The 21433-nt window shown below is 34.4% G+C and carries 14 protein-coding genes; all 14 read left to right on the top strand.

Going from position 1 to position 21433, the window contains the following annotated elements:
* The first annotated feature begins 12 nt into the window (after nucleotides 1–12).
* The 14 genes from mdxK to HM984_RS02000 all read left to right on the top strand — a co-directional run bounded on the left by mdxK (nucleotide 13) and on the right by HM984_RS02000 (nucleotide 21432).
* Nucleotides 13–2319: a maltose phosphorylase MdxK gene (mdxK, locus tag HM984_RS01935; protein ID WP_179347905.1), complete on the top strand. Its 2307-nt coding sequence runs from the start codon at nucleotides 13–15 to the stop codon at nucleotides 2317–2319.
* A 164-nt stretch (nucleotides 2320–2483) separates the two neighbouring features.
* A complete protein-coding gene (locus tag HM984_RS01940; protein WP_179347906.1) occupies nucleotides 2484–4424 on the top strand; it encodes a glycoside hydrolase family 13 protein in 1941 nt (646 codons plus the stop codon).
* 1 nt (nucleotide 4425) lies between these two features.
* Nucleotides 4426–5409: an alpha/beta hydrolase gene (locus tag HM984_RS01945; protein ID WP_179347907.1), complete on the top strand. Its 984-nt coding sequence runs from the start codon at nucleotides 4426–4428 to the stop codon at nucleotides 5407–5409.
* 117 nt (nucleotides 5410–5526) lie between these two features.
* On the top strand, nucleotides 5527–7911 hold the full coding sequence (locus tag HM984_RS01950; protein WP_179347908.1) for a TIM-barrel domain-containing protein: 2385 nt from the start codon (nucleotides 5527–5529) through the stop codon (nucleotides 7909–7911).
* 4 nt (nucleotides 7912–7915) lie between these two features.
* Nucleotides 7916–9796 (top strand): alpha-amylase family glycosyl hydrolase, encoded by a 1881-nt coding sequence (locus tag HM984_RS01955; RefSeq protein ID WP_179347909.1) that lies wholly within the window; start codon nucleotides 7916–7918, stop codon nucleotides 9794–9796.
* Nucleotides 9797–9918: 122 nt separating this feature from the next.
* Nucleotides 9919–11595, top strand: coding sequence for an alpha-amylase family glycosyl hydrolase (locus HM984_RS01960; RefSeq protein WP_179347910.1), 1677 nt, complete (start codon nucleotides 9919–9921; stop codon nucleotides 11593–11595).
* Between the two features lie 48 nt (nucleotides 11596–11643).
* On the top strand, nucleotides 11644–13764 hold the full coding sequence (locus HM984_RS01965; protein ID WP_179347911.1) for a glycoside hydrolase family 97 protein: 2121 nt from the start codon (nucleotides 11644–11646) through the stop codon (nucleotides 13762–13764).
* A 244-nt stretch (nucleotides 13765–14008) separates the two neighbouring features.
* On the top strand, nucleotides 14009–15571 hold the full coding sequence (locus HM984_RS01970; protein ID WP_179347912.1) for a protein adenylyltransferase SelO: 1563 nt from the start codon (nucleotides 14009–14011) through the stop codon (nucleotides 15569–15571).
* 25 nt (nucleotides 15572–15596) lie between these two features.
* Nucleotides 15597–16322 carry a flavodoxin family protein gene (locus tag HM984_RS01975; RefSeq protein WP_179347913.1) on the top strand — a complete coding sequence of 242 codons (726 nt, stop codon included), beginning with the start codon at nucleotides 15597–15599 and terminating at the stop codon, nucleotides 16320–16322.
* Between the two features lie 62 nt (nucleotides 16323–16384).
* Complete coding sequence (locus tag HM984_RS01980; protein WP_115807974.1) at nucleotides 16385–16666, top strand: DUF427 domain-containing protein; 282 nt, start codon at nucleotides 16385–16387, stop codon at nucleotides 16664–16666.
* A gap of 9 nt (nucleotides 16667–16675) precedes the next feature.
* On the top strand, nucleotides 16676–17893 hold the full coding sequence (locus HM984_RS01985) for a bifunctional alpha/beta hydrolase/OsmC family protein (RefSeq protein ID WP_115807973.1): 1218 nt from the start codon (nucleotides 16676–16678) through the stop codon (nucleotides 17891–17893).
* Between the two features lie 17 nt (nucleotides 17894–17910).
* A complete protein-coding gene (egtB, locus tag HM984_RS01990; protein ID WP_179348123.1) occupies nucleotides 17911–19068 on the top strand; it encodes an ergothioneine biosynthesis protein EgtB in 1158 nt (385 codons plus the stop codon).
* A complete protein-coding gene (locus HM984_RS01995; protein ID WP_179347914.1) occupies nucleotides 19069–20007 on the top strand; it encodes an L-histidine N(alpha)-methyltransferase in 939 nt (312 codons plus the stop codon). It begins immediately after the preceding gene.
* Nucleotides 20008–20118: 111 nt separating this feature from the next.
* Nucleotides 20119–21432, top strand: coding sequence for a DUF2254 domain-containing protein (locus HM984_RS02000; RefSeq protein ID WP_371312041.1), 1314 nt, complete (start codon nucleotides 20119–20121; stop codon nucleotides 21430–21432).
* Nucleotide 21433: the final 1 nt, after the last annotated feature.

Genomic DNA, 21433 nt, shown 5'->3' on the forward strand with positions numbered 1-21433 from the left:
AATAATATTATAATGAACCTAGATTACATCATCCCAAACAACTGGTCAATTTTAGAAGAAGGATTCGACCCAAATCAGGTAAAGGCATCAGAAAGTTTGTTCAGTATCGGTAATGGTGCGATGGGACAACGTGCCAATTTTGAAGAAAAATATTCAGGCCCAACCTTTCAAGGTAGCTATATTGCTGGCGTTTACTATCCCGATAAAACCAGAGTAGGTTGGTGGAAAAATGGGTACCCAGAATATTTTGCTAAAGTATTGAATGCGCCAAGTTGGATAGGAATTAATGTAACTATTAATAACGAGCAACTCGATTTATTCGCCTGTAAAAACGTGAAAGACTTTCGAAGAGAATTAAACATGAAAGTGGGTTGGTTATCGCGTAGTTTCGTGGCCACGCTTCAAAATGATATTGAAGTTGAAGTCAAAACCAAACGATTCTTAAGTCTAGATTTAGACGAAGTTGGAGCAATTGATTTTAACATCACACCTTTAAATTCTGATGCGGAAATTACTTTCGAACCTTATTTAGATTCAGGTATAACAAACGAAGATACCAATTGGGATGATAAGTTTTGGGATACTTTAAATGTGAGTCACGAGAATAATCAAGCCTTTATTCAGGCTAAAACCATGAAAACAGATTTCTATACCTGTACGTTTATGGAATCTCAAGTTTTTATTGATGGTAAATCTGTAGTGAATAAACCAGATTTTGCTTCAGATGCTCATTTGGCGTCTTTCAGTTATACTTATAATGTTAAGAAAGATGAAACGTATACCATTCATAAATTTGGTGGTTATACGGTAGATCGTAATCATGATAAAAATGAATTAGTTGCAGCGGCAAAGTCTATATTAAGCAAAGCTACAGACGCTGGTTTTTCTAAGTTATTAGACAACCAAAAAGAAGCTTGGGCTAAAATTTGGGATATGGCAGATATCACAATTGATGGTGATGTTAAAGCACAACAAGGTATTCGTTTTAATATTTTTCATCTAAACCAAACGTATTCAGGTACAGATGCCACTTTAAATATTGGTCCAAAAGGATTTACGGGCGAAAAGTACGGAGGAAGTACCTATTGGGATACTGAGGCCTATTGTATTCCATTTTACATGGCAACAAAAGACCAAGAAGTTGCTAGAAACCTTTTAAAATACCGTTATAACCATCTTGAAAAAGCCATCGAAAATGCTCAGAAATTAGGTTTTTCAAACGGAGCGGCGTTGTATCCTATGGTTACGATGAATGGTGAAGAATGCCATAACGAATGGGAAATTACGTTTGAAGAAATTCACAGAAACGGAGCCATTGCTTTTGCAATATTCAACTATTATAGGTATACAGGAGATTTTAGTTACATTCCAGAAATGGGACTTGAGGTTCTTATCGGAATTTCACGTTTTTGGCACCAAAGAGCCAACTTTTCTACCCATAAGAATAAATACATGATTTTGGGTGTTACTGGACCAAACGAATACGAAAACAACGTTAACAATAATTGGTACACTAACTATATTGCCAAATGGTGTATTGATTATACTTTAGAAACGATTGAAAAAGTAAAGGAAGGTCATAGTGTTGATTTTGAAAGAATTTCAGGGAAAACAAATATTTCACATGAAGAATTAGCGCTTTGGAAAAAAGTAGCCGACAACATGTATTTCCCATATTCAGAAGAACATAATGTGTTTTTACAACAAGATGGCTTTTTAGACAAAGAACTAATTACGGTTGAAGATTTAGATCAAGCACAACGACCAATTAACCAAAAATGGTCTTGGGATAGGATCTTACGTTCACCATATATTAAGCAAGCGGATATTCTTCAAGGATTCTATTTCTTTGAAGATGATTTTTCAACTGAAGAATTAGAACGCCATTTCAAATTTTATGAACCTTTTACAGTTCACGAAAGTTCATTATCTCCTTGCGTGCATAGTATTCAAGCAGCTAAGTTAGATCGCATGGATCAGGCCTATACATTCTATTTAAGAACATCGCGATTAGATTTAGATGACTATAATCACGAAGTACACGAAGGGTTACATATTACCTCAATGGCTGGTACTTGGATGAGTATTGTTGAAGGTTTTGGTGGTATGCGTATTAAAAATGACACCTTGTCTTTTGAGCCTAAAATTCCAAACCAATGGGATGCTTATTCTTTTAAAGTGAATTTTAGAAATCAGATAATTAAAGTCAGCGTTAATCAAAATGAAACGCAATTTCAATTGGAAGGAGATACCGATTTACAAATTTTAGTTAATGGTAAAGAACTAACTATAAGTCCTAATAATTTAGTAACGGTTTAAATCTTCTAGCCTTGTTTAAAAAGGTCTAATGATACTTGAACAATCATAATTTTAATATCCTGCAAGGTTTTCAAAACCTTGTAGGTATTTTTACATAATAAAATGAATTAGAATCCATTTTAATCCAGTTAGGTCTATAACCTGAATGTCAAAATATCAATAATATGAAAGTACTCAAAATCTTAGTAATAGTTATATGTCTTGGTGTTTTATCATGTAAAGAGGAGACGCCTCAAGAAAAAGTTGTTTCTGAAATCGTTACAGAAATTAGAAATGACATTCAACGTGTTGAACCTCCAAACTGGTGGATAGGTTTTAAAAATCAAAGTGTTCAATTGTTGGTTAAGCATCCAAATATTGGAAACGCAACACCTAAAATTTCTTATCAAGGTGTTTCTATAACTAAAGTTCATCAAGCGGATAGTCCTAATTATCTCTTTTTAGATTTAAAAATTTCTAAAACTGCAAAAGCAGGACAATTTAATATTAGATTTAAACTGGAAGATGGTTCAGAACGAGTTCAAACGTATGAATTAAAATCACGAGAAAAACCAGCTGAAGATTATGTCGGATTCGATAGTTCTGATGCTATTTATTTAATTACACCAGACCGATTTGCAAACGCTAATCCTAAAAATGATGAGGTAAAAGGATTACTTCAACAAGGAATTGATAGAGCGGATGATTACGCTAGGCATGGAGGCGACATTCAAGGAATTGCAGAACATTTAGATTATATAGACGATTTAGGATTTACAGCGGTTTGGCCGTGTCCGGTTTTAACTAACGATATGCCAAGTGGCTCGTATCATGGGTATGCGATGACGGATTTTTACGAAGTAGATCCACGTTTTGGAACCATAGAAGAATATCGAAAATTAGCCGATGATTTAAGATCGCGAGATATGAAACTCATCATGGATCAGGTGGCGAATCATTGTGGGTTACAGCATTGGTGGATGACAGACTTACCGTTTAAAGATTGGATAAATTACCAAGAATTATACGAAGAAAACATTGATAATTGGGATTGGAAAGTGACTAAAACATCCAATCACAGACGTACTACTAACCAAGATCCTTATGCGTCTAAAAAAGATCATCAGGAAATGGCAGATGGTTGGTTTGTGTCTGATATGCCAGATTTAAATCAGCGGAATCCGTTTATGGCCAATTACATTATTCAAAATAGTATTTGGTGGGTAGAAACTTTAGGTTTAGGAGGTATTCGTCAAGATACATATCCGTATTCCGAAAAAGAATTTATGAGGAATTGGGCAGGTGCAATTATGTCTGAATATCCTAATTTTTCAATTGTTGGAGAAGAATGGAGTTACAATCCGCTTTTAATTGGCTATTGGCAAGACGGTCAGAAAAATAAGGACCAATACGATTCTAACTTAAAATCAACTATGGATTTTGCGATGCAGAAAAATATAGTTGATGCCTTAAACGAAGAGGAATCATGGGACAAAGGTCTCGTAAAAATGTACGAAGGTTTAGCTAATGATTTTGCTTATGCATCACCAAAAGATATTATGGCATTTTTAGATAATCATGATAAGAGTCGTGTTTATACAGAGTTCGATGGAGATCTTACCAAAACCAAAATGGCTTTAAGTTACTTATTAATGATGCCAAGAATTCCACAAATTTATTACGGCACAGAAATTTTAATGAATGATTTTGATAACCCAGGAGACCATGGTTTAATAAGAACTGATTTTCCTGGTGGATGGGAAGGTGATGCCATTAATGCATTTACAGGAGAAGGACTTTCAGATGCTCAAAAAGAGATGCAGTCTTTTCTTAAAAAAATATTGAATTACAGAAAAACAAGCGACGCTATTCATAATGGTAAAACGGTACATTTTGCACCACAAGATGGGGTTTATGTTTTAGTACGAATGACAGAAAATGAAGCCATAGTTCATATTATCAATAAAAATGAGGAACCTCTAGAGATAGATTTAGAACGATTTGAAGAATTAGAACTTAAAGGAAAAACGTTGAAAAATATCATTTCCGATGAAACACTAATTTGGAATACAACTCTAAAATTAAATCAAAACGGAAGTGTAATTTTAACAACTAAAACTAATTAGGATGAGAAGATTATTAATAATACTAGTTTGTTTATTCGTTTTTGTGTCGTGTAAAGATGATACAAAAACAACAGAAATAACGACACCCGAAGTTGTAACAGATTCACCAAATGTTAACTTTCAATATTTAAAAAATGCCACACTTTTTAAAGGTGAAATTCATCGTGTTGATAGTTTTCCTTCAAAATATATCCAATCAAGAGCAGTAGATGTTTGGATACCTGAAAGCTATGTTGAAAATAAAAAATACGCCGTTTTGTATATGCACGATGGTCAGAATTTATTCGATTCAATCACCACTTGGAATAAACAAGAATGGAAAATAGATGAATGGGCTTCAAAATTAATGTCGGAAGGCACTGTAAAAGATTTTATCGTTGTTGGGATTCATAATATTCCTAAAATCCGCTGGCAAGATCTGTTTCCTGAAAAGGCTATAGATTATATGGATGTTAAAGTTAAAGATTCTTTGATGGCATTAGCGAAGAAAAATAATTTTAATACCGATTTATCAGGAGATGATTATTTAAAATTTATAGTCGAAGAATTAAAACCTGTTATTGATAAAACATATTCGGTCGCTACAGATAGAGAAAATACCTTGGTAGCAGGTTCTAGTATGGGCGGTTTAATGTCTATGTATGCTGTGAGTGAATACCCCGATATTTTTGGAGGTGCAGCGTGTTTGTCAACACATTGGGTTGGTGCAATGCCAATGGTAAATAATCCTTATCCTGATGCGATTTTTAAGTATATGGAAGAAAATTTACCACAAGCAGGAAGTCATAAATTGTATTTCGATTATGGTAACAAAACCTTAGATGCACATTACCCGCAATACGCTTCAAGAGTTGACGATATTTTAAAATCTAAAGGCTATACAGAATTGGATGCTAAGAACTTATTTTTTGAAGGGACAGATCATTCTGAAAATTCTTGGAATAAGAGATTAGATGAACCATTAACTTTTTTGTTGGGTAAGTAAAACCTAATGATACATGATATCAGACCTTGCAGGTTTTTAAAACCTAGCAGGTCTAAAAAATCCAAACAATACTAGTCCTGCAAGGTTTCAAAAACCTTGTAGGTATAAAATTATAAAATGAAACACTTAATTTTAAATTTAGCACTTCTATTTTTTACAGTTTCTCTAACAGCCCAAAACACAGAAAGGAAATTTGAATCATTCTCGTGGGCAAATACGGGAGTTCCATCTGTTAAAGTAAGCGACGGTATTTACACATTTATCTCGTATTCATCAGAAATAGTTGAAACTAGTTTTTTGCCAACTGGCGAAACTTTACAGTTAAAATCACACGCTGTAGTTGGAAAACCGAATTTTTCAATTTTCAAAGTAACAGAGAACGAAAAAGATATTGTAATAGAATCAAAAACCATTCAAATTAAGGTTACTAAAACCCCATTCCAAATATCCTACTACTACAAAGACAAACTCATCACTTCCGAAAAAGCAGGTTACGTAAAAAACGACAGCTTAGAAACCATAGAATTCAATCTTACTAAAGATGAAGTTTTATATGGCGGCGGAGCAAGAGCTTTAGGAATGAATCGTCGTGGACACCGTTTGCAATTATATAACAGAGCACATTACGGTTATGAAACACATAGTGAATTAATGAATTTCACCTTACCAATTGTGTTGTCGTCTAACAAATACATGATTCATTTTGATAACGCACCAATCGGTTTTTTAGATTTGGATAGCAAAGGAGATAATACGTTAAAGTATGAAACCATTTCTGGTAGAAAAACCTATCAAGTTATCGTTGGAGATTCTTGGTATGATATTACTAATAATTATACCGACTTAACTGGAAAGCAACCCATGTTACCACGTTGGGCGTTGGGGAATTTCTCAAGCCGTTTTGGGTATCATTCTCAGGAAGAAGTAGAAATGACCATCGATAAATTCAAGGAAGAAGAAATACCTGTAGATGCGATTATTCTCGATTTATATTGGTTCGGAAAAGATCTAAAAGGCACCATGGGAAATTTGGAAGTGTTTAGAGATTCTTTTCCTGATTTTGAAGGCATGGTAAAACGTCTGAATAATAAAGGAGTTAAAACCATAACCATCACAGAACCGTTTGTTTTAACCACGTCTAAAAAATGGGATGAAGCTGTTGAAAAAGATGTGTTGGCTAAAGATTCAATCGGAAATCCTGCGAAATACGATTTCTATTTTGGAAATACAGGGCTCATAGATATTTACAAACCCGAAGCTGAAAAATGGTTTTGGAACATCTATAAAGGATTAGCTGATAAAGGTGTTGCAGGAGTTTGGGGAGATTTAGGTGAACCCGAAGTACATCCTAATTGGGTGCAGCATCACACAGGTAGCGCAGACGAAGTTCATAATATCTATGGACACGATTGGGCGCGATTAATCCACGAAGGTTATGAGCGCGATTTTCCAGATACAAGACCATTTATTTTAATGCGAGCTGGCTATTCTGGATCGCAACGTTATGGTATGATTCCATGGTCTGGAGATGTGAACAGAACTTGGGGAGGATTACAAAGTCAACCCGAAATTGCCCTACAAATGGGAATGCAATGTTTGGCATATATGCATTCTGATTTAGGTGGATTTGCAGGCGCAAACTTAGATGATGAGTTGTATGCACGTTGGTTACAATACGGAGTTTTCAATCCAATTTTTAGACCACATGCACAAGAAGATGTACCTAGCGAACCTGTTTTTAGAAGTACGAAAGCAAAAGATTTAGCAAAGCAAGCCATTGAATTACGTTACAAATTATTGCCTTATAATTACAATTTGGTTTATGAAAACAACCAATTCGGGAAACCTTTAATGCGACCATTGTTTTTTGAGGAATCTGATAATCCTGAATTATTCAATTACTCAAAAACCTATTTATGGGGAAATGATATTTTGGTATCTCCAGTTTTAGAAGCAGGACTTACCGAACAGGAGGTTTACTTTCCAAAGGATAATGTGTGGTTCGATTTTTATACTCATGAGAGAATTGTAGGTGGACAAACAAAAATGGTTCAACTCAAAGAAAATTCTATTCCGACCTATGTGAGAGGGGGAAGTTTTGTGCCGCTTACCAAAGTGGTTCAAAGCACAGATGAATATGATTCAGTAAATTATGAATTACACTATTATCATGATGCTTCCATTACTAAAAGCGATCGTGAGTTTTATAATGATCGAGGAAACAATAAATTAAATGAAATATATGAGATTATCAATTATAGAGCAAAAGGAAAACGTAACGTTCTAAATTTTGAGTTTGAGATGATGTCAAAAGTAGATTTTGATTATCTAAAATCTATTAAACTAGTGATTCACAATATTGCTAAAAAGCCAAGAAGTATTACAGTTAACAATAATAAAGAATCCGTTAATTGGAATTCAGAAAATAATATGTTGACAATACCAATAAAATGGTTTGCCATAAATAAATTGAAAACGATAAAAATCAAATTAAAAAAATAATGCAATGCATATAAAAAATCTTATTTTAATTGTTTTCGTTTTTACGTTGCTTGTAAGTTGTAAAAACGAAGTGAAAGAGTTGCCTAAATCAGAAGAAATTAAACCAGAAATGAAGAAAAAAGAAGTCGTTTACCAAGTCTTTACACGTTTATTTGGTAATACGAATACCACTAACAAACCTTGGGGAACACTTGAAGAAAATGGTGTTGGGAAATTCAACGATTTCACAGATAAAGCGCTAAATGAAATAAAAGATTTAGGTGTCACACATATTTGGTATACAGGTGTACCGCATCACGATGTGATTACCGATTATACGGAATTCGGGATTTCAAATGACGATCCAGATATCGTAAAAGGTCGTGCAGGCTCACCATATGCGGTGAAGGATTATTATAATGTAAATCCAGATTTAGCCGTCAATGTAGACAACCGATTAGAAGAATTTGAAGCCCTAATTGAGCGTTCGCATAAAGCAGGTTTAAAGGTTATTATTGATATCGTTCCAAATCACGTGGCTCGTAATTATCAAAGTTTAACCAATCCTGAAGGGACAACCGATTTTGGAGCAGACGATGATAAAACTAAGACTTACGACGTTAATAATAATTTTTATTACAATCCTGGAGAAGAATTTAAAGTCCCAGAGTGGAAACACGGTTACCAACCTTTAGGTGGAGAACAACATCCATTAGCAGATAGTAAGTTTGAAGAAATTCCGGCAAAATGGACAGGAAATGGTTCACGAGCATCACAACCAGATGTTAATGATTGGTACGAAACTGTAAAAGTGAATTACGGAGTAAGTCCTGATGGGAGAAAAGATTTTAACGAATTACCAGACGGTTTCGACAATGAAGACTACAAAAAGCATTTCGACTTTTGGAAGGATAAAACCGTGCCAAGTTCATGGATAAAATTTAAAGATATTGCTTTGTATTGGACAGCAAAAGGAGTCGATGGTTTCCGTTATGATATGGCAGAGATGGTGCCAGTTGAGTTTTGGAGTTATATGAATTCGCATGTAAAGATGAAAAATCCAGATGCGTTTTTATTAGCTGAGGTTTATAATCCGAGTTTATACAGAGATTACATTAAGAGAGGAAAAATGGATTACCTCTATGACAAGGTGCAATTATACGATACTATAAAACACGTCATGCAAGGTCACGGCAGTACGGATAATATACCTCCAATTTTACAAGATTTATCAGATATTGAGCACCACATGCTTCACTTCTTAGAAAATCACGATGAGCAACGTATTGCGAGTCCAGATTTTGCAGGAAGCGCACAAAAAGGAAAACCAGCAATGGTTGTTTCTGCAACATCTTCTACAGCACCAACGATGATTTATTTTGGACAAGAATTTGGTGATGCTGGCGCAGAAGATTTAGGTTTTGGAGATCCAACGAGAACGTCAATTTTCGATTATGGTTCTGTGCCTAGTTATGTGCGTTGGGTCAACGATAAAAAGTTTGATGGTGGGCAATCTACAAAAGAGGAATTAGAACTTCGAGATTTTTATAAGCGACTGTTGAATTTTACTATAAATAGTTCGGCTTTAATGGGAGACTATCAAGATATTCAACATTACAATCATCAAAACACGGAATGGTATAATGATAAAGTCTTGTCGTTTGTGCGTTGGAGTGATGATGAAAAATTAATTATCATTTCAAACTTTAATGCAGAAAACACTTATGGATTCGAATTGCAATTACCAGCAGATTTAGTTCAGAAATTACAACTAGAAGATGGAGACTATGACGTAAAAGACCAATTGTATAATCAATATACTTCAACTTTAAACGTTGAAAATGGTAAAGCTAAAGTGAGAATTGATATGAAGCCATTAGAATCTTTCGTATTAAAGATTAATTAAAGTCTCGCAAACCTAGGTCTAGACCTGTCAGGTTTTAAATTATCCAACCTGCAAGGTTTCAAAAACCTTGTAGGTTTAAAAAAAGTCTAATAAAAAGTCACCCATTTTCATGGGCACAAAAGATGAAAAAACTATTTTTATTTACCCTAATTCTTATCACTTTGAGTTGCAAAAATAAGGACACCGAAAACCAAACAACTGCAATGGAAACGCCAGAAATTATAGAGACTCCATTTATTTGGGAAGCTGCTAATATTTATTTTTTATTAACGGATCGTTTCAATAATGGAGATACATCTAACGATATCAATTTCGATAGAACCAAAGAAACCGCAAAGCTAAGAGGTTTTAAAGGAGGCGATATTAAAGGCATCACTCAAAAAATAAAAGAAGGCTATTTTACCGATTTAGGAATCAATGCTATTTGGATGACACCGATTGTTGAGCAAATTCATGGTGGAACAGATGAAGGCACTGGAGTCACTTATGGTTTTCATGGCTATTGGACCAAAGATTGGACAAGTATGGATCCAAATTTTGGAACCAAAGAGGATTTGCACGCGTTGGTAAAAGAAGCACATGCAAAAGGGATTAGAATTGTATTAGATGCTGTGATTAATCATACAGGACCAGTAACAGAAAAAGATCCAGTTTGGCCAGAAGATTGGGTAAGAACAGATAAACAATGTTCTTACGATAATTATGAAAATACAGTGAGTTGCACCTTAGTTGCTAATCTGCCAGATATAAGAACAGAAAGTAATGACAATGTAGAATTACCACCACAATTAGTAGAAAAGTGGAAAGCAGAAGGTCGCTACGAACAAGAAGTAAAAGAACTCGATGCATTTTTTGAAAGAACAGGTCACCCAAGAGCCCCACGTTTTTACATCATGAAATGGTTAACGGATTACATCACAGAATTTGGAGTCGATGGTTACAGAGTAGATACTGTAAAACATGTAGAAGACTATGTTTGGCAGGAATTTAAAGTGGAATGTGATTTTGCTTTTGCCGAATACAAAAAGAATAATCCTGACAAGGTTTTAGATGATAATAATTTTTACTTGCTTGGTGAAGTCTATAATTACGGTGCAAGTACAGGTCAGGAATTTAATTTTGGCGACAGAAAAGTGAATTATTTTAATCCACCAAGTTTTCAGAGTTTGATAAATTTTGAGTTCAAATACAATTCAAAAGACAAAGGTTATGAAGATTTGTTCACACATTATAATGCTATTTTACATGATGAATTAAAAGGATTCGGAACCGTGAATTATTTAAGTTCGCACGATGATGGTCAACCTTTTGACGCTCAGAGAAAAAAACCTTTCGAAACCGCCAATAAGCTATTGTTATCACCAGGAACCTCTCAGGTCTATTATGGTGATGAATCTTCAAGGTCACTTATAATTGCTGGTACAGAAGGTGATGCAACCTTACGTTCTATGATGAATTGGGATTCTATTGCAAATAATAAGCGAACAAAAGAGGTGTTAACACACTGGCAAAAACTAGGGCAATTTAGAGCTAAGCATCCTGCTGTTGGTGCAGGAACTCACCAAATGATTTCAGACGCTCCTTATTATTTTTCTAGAAGTTACCAAAACGGTAATTTTAAAGATAAAGTTGTTGTTGGTTTAGATCTCGAAAAAGAAGAAAAAGTGATAGATGTCTCTAAGGTATTTCAAGAACGCGTTATGCTACGTGATGCCTATTCTGGAGAAACAGCAACTGTAGAAAATGGAAAAGTCACTATAAACACTAAGTTTAACACGGTATTGTTAGAGCGGGAATAGATTTTAAATATCTTGCATACTATCTTAAAGATTTAAATAAAAAGTAATATGAAAACACCTTTAATTACACTCTTAATTGCATTAGTTTTTTGCTCATGTCAGTCAGAAGAGACTCAGAAGACTGAAGTTGCATCACCAAATAAAAACCTAGTAGTTGATTTCGATGTTAATACAGAAGGGCGTCCATATTACGTCGTTAAATTCAACAATAAAACCGTTGTTGATACCTCTTATTTAGGTTTTGAATTTAAAGATGCTCCTGCTTTTCATAAGAATTTCATAATTAAAAATACAAGCAGTTCAACGTTTAACGAAACATGGCAAATGCCTTGGGGAGAACAGTTAGATGTGGTTAACCATTATAACGAATTAAAGGTTGAGCTTCAAGAAAAAACAAGTCCAGAGCGCTTTTTAAATATCGTCTTTAAAGTCTATGATGACGGTATTGGATTTAGATATGAGTTCCCAGAGCAAGCACGATTAAAAGGGGATATTTTTATCACGGAAGAACACACCGAATTCAACCTTACAGAAGATTACAATACATTTTGGATTCCTGGTGATTGGGATATTTATGAGCATTTATATAACACGACAGCATTGTCAGAAATTAATGCTTTACAATTCGCTAATCACAAAAATTTAGCGCAAACTTATATTCCAGAAAATGCGGTAAATACACCAGTTACTATGGTGGGAGCTGATGGCACACATTTAAGTTTTCATGAAGCGGCTTTAGTAGATTATTCAGGGATGACTTTAAAAGTGGATACAGAAAATCTTAACTTGAAGAGTAATTTAGTAGGTTCAGAAAATACAGATTATAAAGTAAAGCGAACGATGCCATTTAACACTCCTTGGAGAACAATTCATATCACAGATAACGCGCCAGATTTAATTGAGTCTAATCTTATTGTTAATTTGAATGAACCTAATAAACTTGGAGATGTGTCTTGGTTTAAACCGATGAAATATACTGGTATTTGGTGGGAAATGCATTTAGGAAAATCATCTTGGGATTACGGGATGACGCAAGATATGAGTACGTGGACAGATGGTGGTAAATCTAATGGAACCCATGGAGCGAATACCGAAAATGTAAAACGTTTCATCGATTTTTCAGCAAAAAACGATATTGGTGGAGTTTTAGTTGAAGGCTGGAATACCGGTTGGGAACATTGGATTGGTTTTGAAGATAGAGAAGGTGTTTTTGATTTTATAACCCCTTATCCAGATTACGATATTGATGAAGTGGTGCGTTATGGAAAAGAGAAAGGAGTGGACATTATTATGCATCACGAAACTTCGGCTGCAACAGAAACCTACACCAAACAACAAGACACTGCTTTTGCATTGATGCAGAAATATGGCATGCATACCGTAAAAACCGGTTACGTTGGAAAGATTCTTCCAAAAGGAGAATATCATCACGGTCAATACATGGTAAATCATTATAACAACACGGTTATAAAAGCAGCTAAATATGAAGTGGCCATCAATGCCCACGAGCCGATTAAAGCGACAGGTTTAAGACGTACGTATCCTAATACAATTTCGCGTGAAGGTTTAAGAGGTCAAGAATTTAATGCTTGGGCAACAGATGGTGGTAATCCTCCAGAACATTTACCAATTGTAGCTTTTACAAGAATGTTATCTGGACCAATAGATTTTACACCTGGTATTTTTAATATTAAGTTCGATGAGTTTAAAAAAGACAACCAGGTGAATACCACATTGGCTCAACAATTAGCCTTGTATGTGGTTATTTATAGTCCGGTGCAAATGGCTGCCGATTTGGTAGAACATTATGAGGCTAACCCAGAACCTTTCCAATTTATAAAAGATGTTGGAGTGGATTGGGAAACGACTAAAGTTTTAAATGGTGTTGTAGGTGATTATGTCACTATTGCCAGAAAGGAAAGAGAAACAGGAAATTGGTTTGTTGGAGGTATCACAGACGAAAATGCAAGAAACATAGATGTTGTTTTCGACTTTTTAGATGCGGACCAAACGTATGAGGTTATCATTTATAAAGATGGCGAAAATGCACATTGGGATAACAATCCTTTGGCTATTTCTATAGAAAAAATAGAGGTGAGTAAAGACTCTAAATTAAATGTAAAGTTAGCTGAAGGTGGAGGTTTTGCTATCAGTCTTGTTAAGAAATAATTTGAATAAATATATTTAGCTATATCCACTATCTAGGTAATAATTTAGTGCTGTCTGTTTCATTTGATTTTGCTTAATAATTTTAAGGGATTTTAAAATTTCAATTAAAATTTTTAAGACTCAATGCGTTGATTTGTCAAATGAGTTAATATGAAATCGTATTTTTATAAACAATTGTAATATTAATTGGTTTATTGCAATAGTGAATTTACATATCATATTACTCAAATGTCAAGTAAGATAGATGCAGCTACATATAAAAGATACATTTAATAAAGAATTACCTTCAGATTCTAATACAGAGAATAGTAGGCGTCAAGTAACTGAAGCGACACATTCTTATGTTAGCCCTAGAATTCCATCGCAACCAAAATTAATTCATGCTTCAAAAGAGATGGCAAACGCCATTGGTTTAGATGAAGAGGCTATTAAATCAAAAGATTTTTTAGACGTTTTTTCGGGTTTAAAAATTTATCCAAAAACAAAACCGTATGCCATGGCTTATGCAGGGCATCAGTTTGGTAATTGGGCCGGGCAATTAGGTGATGGTAGAGCTATTAATTTATTTGAAATTGAAGAAAACAGTAAACGTTGGGCAATTCAACTCAAAGGTTCGGGTGAAACACCATACTCAAGGCAAGGTGATGGATTAGCGGTGTTGCGCTCTTCAATTCGCGAATACTTATGTAGTGAAGCCATGCATCATTTAGGTGTGCCAACGACGAGGGCATTGAGTTTAATGGTGTCTGGAGATGATGTTTTACGAGATATGCTTTACAATGGTAATGCCGATTATGAAAAAGGAGCCATAGTTGCTAGAGCAGCACCTACTTTTATTCGGTTTGGTAATTTTGAATTGTTTGCAGCTCGTAATGATATCAAAAACCTTAAAAAGTTAACCGATTATACCTTAAAATACTTTTATCCCGAATTGGGTAAACCTTCCAAAGAAACCTATATCAAACTTTTTGAAGCGGTGACACAACGCACTTTGGATATGATTATTCATTGGCAACGCGTTGGTTTTGTACATGGAGTTATGAATACCGATAACATGTCCATTCTTGGCTTAACCATAGATTATGGACCTTATGGATGGCTCGAAGATTTTGATTTCGGATGGACACCAAATACCACAGATAAGCAAAATAAACGTTACCGTTTCGGGAATCAACCAAATATTGGACTTTGGAATTTACTACAATTAGCCAATGCATTGTATCCATTAATTGAAGAAGCCGAACCGATAGAAGCCATTTTAAATCAATACCAAGTTGATTTTGAAAAGCAATCCCTTCAAATGATGCGTTCTAAATTAGGGTTGCAAGTTGAACTTGAAGAAGATGCTAAATTATTGGCAAATTTTGAAGATTGCATGTTGCTATCTGAAACCGACATGACGATAGTGTTCCGATTATTAGCGAATTACAAAAAAGGATGTCCTAAAAATGGCATAGAGATAATTGAAAACGCATTTTATAAATCAGAAGAACTTAATCAAGATAAATTAATGCAATGGAAAGTTTGGTTCAAAGCTTACGACCAAAGATTGCATAAGGAGACAATTACAGATTCAGAACGTCAAAAAAACATGAATGCTGTGAACCCTAAATATGTTCTTAGAAATTATATGGCGCAGTTAGCTATTGATAAAGCAGATGAGGGGGATTATGGTTTGGTAGATGAATTATTTCAAGTATTAAAAAAACCTTACGATGAGCAACCAGAGTATGAAAAATGGTTTGCCAAGCGTCCGGAATGGGCAAGGCATAAAGTCGGTTGCTCAATGCTGAGTTGCAGCTCTTAATTTTTAATTTAAAAAAAACAGAACTATGGATTTTTCAAAACTAAAAGTATTATACATCAATTGCACATTAAAGAAATCACCTGCTGTAAGTCATACAGAAACACTTATGGAGGTGTCGCAAAATATCCTAAAAAAGGAGAATGTTTCTTTTGAAACAATTCGACTTATAGATTTAGATGTGGCGGTTGGTGTGTATCCAGATATGACAGAACACGGTTGGGAAAAAGATGATTGGCCAAGTATTTATAAAAAAGTGAGTGAAGCCGATGTCTTAATCGTAGGAACACCAATTTGGTTAGGTGAAAAATCGTCTGAAGCTCAAAAGCTAATTGAACGTTTGTATGCTATGAGTGGAGAGACCAATGATAAAGGACAGTATGTGTTTTACGGTAAAGTAGGAGGATGTATGGTTACAGGTAATGAAGATGGAGTAAAACACTGCGCCATGGGTATATTATATGCTATGCAACATGTAGGGTATTCTATTCCACCGCAAGCCGATTGTGGATGGATTGGAGAAGTAGGACCAGGACCAAGTTATGGGGATACCAAATGGAAGGATAAAACCATTAACCCACCAGTAGGTTTTGATTCTGAATTCACCAATAGAAACACCACATTTATGACCTACAATCTTTTACACTTAGCTAAATTATTGAAAGAAAATAAAGGCTATAGTAATTACGGTAATTCTCGAGAAGCATGGGACAGTGGTACACATTGGTCTTTCGAAAACCCAGAATACAGATAGAAATTAAGTGAACACAATTAGGAAAAATAAAAGTTCCTGTTAGATATTAAAAAGCAATAGAGATGAAAGCAATTTGGAATAATAAAGTCATAGCCGAAAGTACTGATACTATCGTCATAGAGAACAATCATTATTTTCCTCATGAGAGTATAAATAAGGAGTTTTTTAAACCAAGTGAATTACATTCCGTATGTCCTTGGAAAGGCACAGCATCTTACTATACTATAGAGGTTGATGGCAAGGAAAATAAAGATGCAGCCTGGTTTTACCCAGAAGTATCAGAATTAGCAAAAGGGATTAAAAATCATGTAGCTTTTTGGAGAGGTGTAACAATTGAAGACTAAAATTAGGTTATGAAAAGCACAAAACTCAAAATAAAAAATAGAAAAGGTATAACTCTAAATGCTAATTTAGAATTACCAGCCAATCAGAAACCAAATTACTACGCCATTTTTGCGCATTGTTTTACGTGTAGCAGTAGTTTAAGTGCTGTAAGAAATGTGAGTAGAGCATTAACTCAAAATGGATTTGCGGTTTTACGTTTCGATTTTACAGGTTTAGGTAGAAGTGAAGGCGAGTTTGCTGATAGTCATTTTTCTGCAAATGTTGACGATTTACTAGATGTACATCAATATATGGAAGAGCACTACCAAGCACCAAGTCTGCTTGTTGGTCATTCATTAGGGGGAGCAGCAGTATTAGTTGCCGCTTCAAAACTAGAAACTATAAAGGCGGTTGCTACTGTAGGTGCACCATCAACAGTAAATCATGTAAAGCATTTGTTTTCTCACCAAATTGACGCAACAGATGAAAAAGGACCCGTTGAGGTTAATATTGGTGGACGTCCATTTGTTATTAATAAAGATTTTGTTGAAGAATTTGACAAAACAGATTTACCTTCTATAGTTGAAAATTTACGTAAACCATTGTTAATTATGCATTCACCTTTCGATAAAATCGTAGGTATAGAGAATGCGGAGCAATTGTATAAAAAAGCACACCACCCTAAGAGTTTTATCACTTTAGATAATGCAGATCATTTATTGTCTAAGGAAGAAGATAGTCAGTATGTTGGCGAAATTATAGGTACTTGGGCAAAGCGCTATTTTCCTAAGACTAAGAATAAAATGTTAAGCACAGAGGGAGAACAATTAGTTGGTCATTTAAATATTATTGAAAATAATTTTACTACAGAAATCCAAACTAAAAACCATGCGTTTATTGCTGACGAACCTGCAAGTGTTGGTGGGAGTGATTTCGGTCCTTCACCATACGAATATCTCAATGCCGCATTAGCAGCATGTACGGTAATGACTTTGAAAATGTATGCAGAGCGAAAAAAATGGGATCTGAGAGAAGTATTTGTTTATATTTCACATTCTAGGAAGCATAGCGATGACATGAAAGACAAAACAGACAAGCCAAAATACTTAGACCATATTAGCAAAAAACTAAAATTTGTTGGTGATTTAACGACTGAACAAAAAGACCGTTTAAAAAGTATTTCGTCACGTTGTCCTGTACATAAAACCATAGCGAGCGAAGTTATTTTTGAAACTGAAATAATATAGATTTATACGTGGAAACCATAACAAAACATAGTATTTCAAAAGAACGCTTTTTAGACGTTAGACATCAAACAGAACTGATTTGTAAATCGCTTCAGGCGGAAGATGTATCCATCCAACCCGCAGAATTTGTGTCGCCCCCAAAATGGCATTTGGCACATACCACATGGTTTTTTGAGCAGTTTGTATTGACTGAATATCAGCTAGATTACAAAGTATTTAACGACGATTTTGCCTATTACTTTAATAGTTATTACAATAACGTTGGCAAACGCGTAATGAGAGCCGAACGTGGTTTAATGACACGACCAACGTTGCAAGAGGTATTAGAGTATAGAGCTTATGTTAATGCGCAGCTCTCAGAATTTATTTCGAAAGGTGTTTCTGAAGATATTTCAAATATTATCGAAATTGGTTTACAGCACGAACAGCAGCATCAAGAACTATTAATTTACGATATCAAATATATTTTTGGGAACCAGCCTTCATTTCCTGTTTTAGATTATAAAATTCAATTACAAGCTGAAAACGAACCTCAAAAATTTCTTCAAATTAAAGAAGGCATTTATGAAATTGGTCATAATGAAGATGGATTTTGTTTTGATAATGAATTAGGAAGACATAAGGTATATCTTCATGATTTTGAGATTTCAAATCAACTCGTCACCAATTCAGAATACATAGCATTTATAGATGCAGGTGGTTACGAAGATTTTAATTATTGGCATGCTGAAGGTTGGGATTTTGTGCAGAATAATGATTTAAAAGCTCCATTGTATTGGTATAAGGTCGATGGCAAATGGATGCAATATACGCTTAACGGTTTTGTTGAGGTTAATGGCGATTTACCTGTAACTCACATCACGTTTTATGAAGCTTTTGCCTTTGCACAATGGAAAGGTATGCGTTTACCAACCGAGTTTGAATGGGAGGTAGCGTCACCCAAGTTTAATTACGGTCAGCTTTGGGAATGGACCAATAGTGCCTATTTACCTTATCCTAATTACACCAAAGTAGACGGTGCGCTTGGTGAGTATAATGGTAAATTTATGGTGAATCAAATGGTATTGCGAGGTGGCTCAGTGGCGACTTCAAAAAATCATTGCAGACCAACTTATAGAAATTTTTTTCAGCCAGACATGCGTTGGCTGTATTCAGGAATTAGATTAGCAAAATAAATGACAGATAACTTTTCAAAAGATGTGCTTAAAGGCTTAACTGCCAAAAATAAACACTTGCCGTCTAAGTATTTTTACGATGATAATGGTAGTCGCATATTTCAGGAAATAATGAATATGCCAGAATATTATCCAACCAATTCAGAGTTTGAGATTTTGTCTATGCAATCCAAACAAATTAGTGAGGCCTTAAAATTTTCAGGACCTTTTAATATTGTAGAATTGGGCGCTGGTGATGGTTTTAAAACGTTTAAACTGTTAGAATATTTAGTGAATAACAATGTGGACTTTCATTATATACCCATAGACATTTCTCAAGAAGCTATAGATATTCTCACGCAACGATTAAAAGAAAAATTACCAGCTTTAAAAATACATCCAAAAGTGGGTGATTATTTTGAAATCTTAAAGGATAACAGGCAAAGTGATTTTCCTAGTTTATTGCTGTTTTTAGGTGGTAATATCGGAAATTACTTAGAAGATAAGGCCAAAGAATTATTAGAGCTTTTTAATAAAAACATGAAACGTGGTGACAAGCTTTTAATTGGATTCGACTTAAAGAAAAACCCAATTACTATTCAGAATGCGTATTATGACAAGCATGGTATTACAAAGCGTTTTAACTTGAATTTATTGGTCAGAATTAATAGAGAGTTAGATGCCGATTTTAAGATTGATGATTTCGATTTTTATTGCCATTACAATCCAATGACTGGAGATGTAAAGAGCTATATCGTTAGCCTTAGAAAGCAAACGGTGCACCTAAAAGCTATAGATGAGTTTATTGATTTTGATTACGATGAATTGATATGGACAGAACTCTCAAAGAAATACGCCTTAGAAGAAATCAATGATTTGGCGAAAAATGCTGATTTTAAAGTGGAAAACAACTTTTTAGATTGTAAGCATTACTTCACGGATAGTTTGTGGACAAAATGATACCGATTAAAACCTAATGCGTTTGGGTTAAGTTATAAAAATATAATGGTGTTTCTTATCGCTAAATTGAAAGATCATTTTCAATACCTCATAATTTTATAACGCGCAAACGTGAAAAAGTATTTATACAACATAATAAAGTCATTAGATAAGCTAGAAAGTAATATTGCTTTTTACCCTTCAATTATTAGTCTTTTTGGGATGCTTTTTGCATTCTTCATGATTTATTTAGAGAGTATAGGCATTTCTAAATACCTCGTTGAGCATGCACCTATTTTAGTCGTTAATAATGCCGAAACAGCAAGAAGCTTACTAACCACATTTGTTGCCGGATTAATTTCTATAATGGTGTTTAGTTTTTCATTGGTGATGATTTTATTGAATCAGGCGTCTAGTAACTTTTCACCTAGATTGCTTCCAGGATTGATATCTAATAGAAGACATCAAATTATTTTAGGCATTTATAATTCCACTTTGCTTTACTGCATTTTTACATTGGTTTCCATAACACCTCAAGGCGATAAATACCAAATGCCTGGTTTTTCGGTGTTATTAGGTATTGTTTTTATGACGCTGAGTTTAGGAGCGTTCATTTATTTTATTCACTCTATTTCACAGGAAATTCAAGTGAATACAATAATGGATAAAATCTTCAAAAAATCGAAATTACGATTAGATAAGCTGATTGAAGCCGAAAAGCATATTGATACCGAGTTTGAAGATACCTCTAATTGGAAAGAAGTTATGGCAGATTCAACAGGTTATATGCAAGATGTGAGCTTGAATTCTTTAGCCGATTTAGCAGAAGAACATCAATTGAAAATTGAAATTGTGCCTATAAAAGGAGCTTATGTTTTAAAAGGTATCCCGATTTTAAAATATAAAGGTGACAGCGATGAAGACCTAGAAAAAAAGCTAGCAGAAGCCATAACATTTTCTAATAGCGAACTTATAGAGGATAACTACGTACTAGCGTTTAAACAGATAACCGAAATTGCGCTAAAAGCAATGTCGCCTGGTATTAACGACCCAGGAACCTGTATTAATAGCATCGATTATCTTACCGAGTTATTTGCATTGCGGATGACTAAGAAAGATAAAAGTTATTATTTCAGTGAGGATAAAACCGCGCTTATATTTATTAAAACAGTAAGTTTTGAACAGTTGCTTTATAATGTGATGGCATCACTTAGAACCTACTGTAAGCATGATATTATTATTGTGCAGAAGCTGTTTTTAATGTTGCAATATTTACTTCAAAATAGTAATGTATTAAACGAAAACTATAACAAAGTTGTGATTAAGGAGATAAAAAATCTCGAAAAAGACGCCTTAGATAACCATAAAAATGAAGCAGATATCTCGGTTATAAAATCATGCATCAAAAGGTTGCAACAGGTTAATTCTTTGGGCTATGAGATTTAAG

Source organism: Winogradskyella pacifica (genome assembly GCF_013403915.1).
GTDB lineage: Bacteria > Bacteroidota > Bacteroidia > Flavobacteriales > Flavobacteriaceae > Winogradskyella > Winogradskyella pacifica.

Coding starts and splice junctions, on each gene's coding strand:
- mdxK (WP_179347905.1), top strand. CDS start 13: ATGAACCTAGATTACATCATCCCAAACAACTGGTCAATTTTAGAAGAA.
- HM984_RS01940 (WP_179347906.1), top strand. CDS start 2,484: ATGAAAGTACTCAAAATCTTAGTAATAGTTATATGTCTTGGTGTTTTA.
- HM984_RS01945 (WP_179347907.1), top strand. CDS start 4,426: ATGAGAAGATTATTAATAATACTAGTTTGTTTATTCGTTTTTGTGTCG.
- HM984_RS01950 (WP_179347908.1), top strand. CDS start 5,527: ATGAAACACTTAATTTTAAATTTAGCACTTCTATTTTTTACAGTTTCT.
- HM984_RS01955 (WP_179347909.1), top strand. CDS start 7,916: ATGCATATAAAAAATCTTATTTTAATTGTTTTCGTTTTTACGTTGCTT.
- HM984_RS01960 (WP_179347910.1), top strand. CDS start 9,919: ATGAAAAAACTATTTTTATTTACCCTAATTCTTATCACTTTGAGTTGC.
- HM984_RS01965 (WP_179347911.1), top strand. CDS start 11,644: ATGAAAACACCTTTAATTACACTCTTAATTGCATTAGTTTTTTGCTCA.
- HM984_RS01970 (WP_179347912.1), top strand. CDS start 14,009: ATGCAGCTACATATAAAAGATACATTTAATAAAGAATTACCTTCAGAT.
- HM984_RS01975 (WP_179347913.1), top strand. CDS start 15,597: ATGGATTTTTCAAAACTAAAAGTATTATACATCAATTGCACATTAAAG.
- HM984_RS01980 (WP_115807974.1), top strand. CDS start 16,385: ATGAAAGCAATTTGGAATAATAAAGTCATAGCCGAAAGTACTGATACT.
- HM984_RS01985 (WP_115807973.1), top strand. CDS start 16,676: ATGAAAAGCACAAAACTCAAAATAAAAAATAGAAAAGGTATAACTCTA.
- HM984_RS01995 (WP_179347914.1), top strand. CDS start 19,069: ATGACAGATAACTTTTCAAAAGATGTGCTTAAAGGCTTAACTGCCAAA.